The organism is Longimicrobium sp. (assembly GCF_036554565.1).
Taxonomy (GTDB): domain Bacteria; phylum Gemmatimonadota; class Gemmatimonadetes; order Longimicrobiales; family Longimicrobiaceae; genus Longimicrobium.
The window spans coordinates 1-1,896 of the sequence record NZ_DATBNB010000720.1; the positions used below are offsets into that span (position 1 = coordinate 1).

Annotated in this window: 2 protein-coding genes; both read right to left on the minus strand. The window is 71.3% G+C overall.

The features are described from left to right. Positions 1–9: 9 nt before the first annotated feature. Positions 10–225, minus strand: a complete 216-nt coding sequence (locus VIB55_RS20200; RefSeq protein WP_331878472.1) for a hypothetical protein — start codon at positions 223–225, stop codon at positions 10–12. A 135-nt stretch (positions 226–360) separates the two neighbouring features. Beyond that, positions 361–1,731 carry a cytochrome P450 gene (locus VIB55_RS20205; protein ID WP_331878473.1) on the minus strand — a complete coding sequence of 457 codons (1,371 nt, stop codon included), beginning with the start codon at positions 1,729–1,731 and terminating at the stop codon, positions 361–363. Positions 1,732–1,896 lie beyond the last annotated feature (165 nt).

Consider the following 1,896-nt stretch of genomic DNA (forward strand, 5'->3'; position numbering starts at 1 on the left):
GATCCGCGCTTACCGGGCGGCGGCTTCACGAAGACGGCTGGCGACCTCTGGCATGCTTGTCAGCGTGCCGCGGCCTGCGTCCAGTTCCGCAATGGCGGCATTCAACCGCGCTTCGTTCGCCGCAGAGCTGCGCAGATGCTCCGTGTCGTTGCGGCTGATGTGCCCACCAATGACGCGGCGCGCAGGGCGGAGTACGCCGAACAGCCGGCCGATCGTGCGGATCATCTCTACCTCCGTCGTGACAGTCTCAGGGGAGTGCGCGCGGACGAAAACCGGGCTCGACAACGTGCGCCCTTCGGAGCAGCGGATGGAATATAAACTGTACAACACTGACGGCCAAGAGTTCAGATCCGCCCCGCCTCACACGGGCTCCACTCGCATCTGCACGCCGAGGGCGCGCAGGGTGATGCGGGGCTGGGGGGTGGGCGCCGCGCCGGGGACTGGGCGCAGGCGCCAGCGGCGGGCCAGGGTGGCCAGGGCGAGCACGCCTTCCATCCACGCGAACCCCTCGCCGATGCACTTGCGCGGCCCGCCGCCGAACGGAAAGTAGGCGTAGCGCGGGTGCGACGCTTCCGCATCGCCCAGCCAGCGCTCGGGGCGAAACTCCAGGGGCTCGCTCCACCAGCGCGCGTCGCGGTGCACCACCCAGGGACTCACCAGCACGATGCTCCCCGCCCGGATGCGGTAGCCCCCCGCCTCGAAGTCCTCCAGCGGCTCCCGCCCGATGGTCCACGCCGGCGGATACAGGCGCATGGATTCCGCCAGCACCGCGCGCGTGTACGGCAGCGCGGGATAGTCGCCCGCGCCGGGCGCGCGGCCCGCGAGAACGGTGCGCAGCTCGTCGTGAAGGCGCGACTCGGCATCGGGGTTCTGCGCCAGCAGGTGCCACGTCCACGCCAGCGCATTGGCCGTGGTCTCGTGCCCCGCCAGGAACAGCGTCAGCATCTCGTCGCGAAGCTGAAGGTCCGTCATCCCGCCGCCGTCGCCCTCCTCGTCGCGCGCGGACAGCAGAAGCCCCAGCAGGTCGTCGCGGTCCCGGCCGGAGCGGCGCCGCAGGTCGATGGCGCGGTAGATGGTGGCGTCCAGCTGGCGGCGCGCGCGCTTCATCCGCAGGGTGCCGGGCACCGGCAGCCGGTCCAGCAGCGGCGCGAACGGGTTGTGAAGGCGGTCGAAGAGGGCCAGCGAGTCCGTCAGCGAGCGGTTGATCTCCTCGGCCTCGGCACCCACGTCGGCGCCCATCAGCGTGTCGCCGGCGATTGCGAGCGCCATCCGCGTCATCTCGCGTCCCATGTCCAGCTCCATCCCCGGCCGCCACGACCGGGCCGTGCGCTCGGCGTGGCGCACCATGGCGGCGGCCATCGCGGCGATCTTGTCCTTGTGGAAAGCGGGCTGGGCCAGGCGCCGCTGGCGCAGGTGGAACTCGCCCTCGCTGGTCAGCAGGCCGTTGCCCAGCAGCACGCGCGCACGCTGCAGCGCCAGGCTCTTGATGAAGTTGCGGTGATGGGTGACCAGGACGTCGCGCACCAGGTCCGGGTGCGTCAGGAGGTACGCGCGGCGGTTGGCCAGGTGGAACATCACCACGTCGCCCCAGCGGGCGCTCATCCGCTGGAAGTCGCCCAGCGGGTCGCGCCGGAACGCCAGCAGGTGGCGCAGCGAGGGGCGCTTTTCCGGTCCCGGCGGATCGGGAAGGTGCGCGAGGCTCGCGGGGGCTGCGGGAAGCGACAGGCTCATCGGGATCTATCGGATCTCGTCCATATGCAGGAACGCGGAAGCGCCAGGAAATTCTCCCCGGCGCCTCCGCGTCTTTCGTACCCGCACGTCCCCAGGCCCGCCCGCGGCTACTGCACGCGGTCGAAGATCCGGCCCCAGCGCGCGGCGGTGATGGGGCGCGGGAAG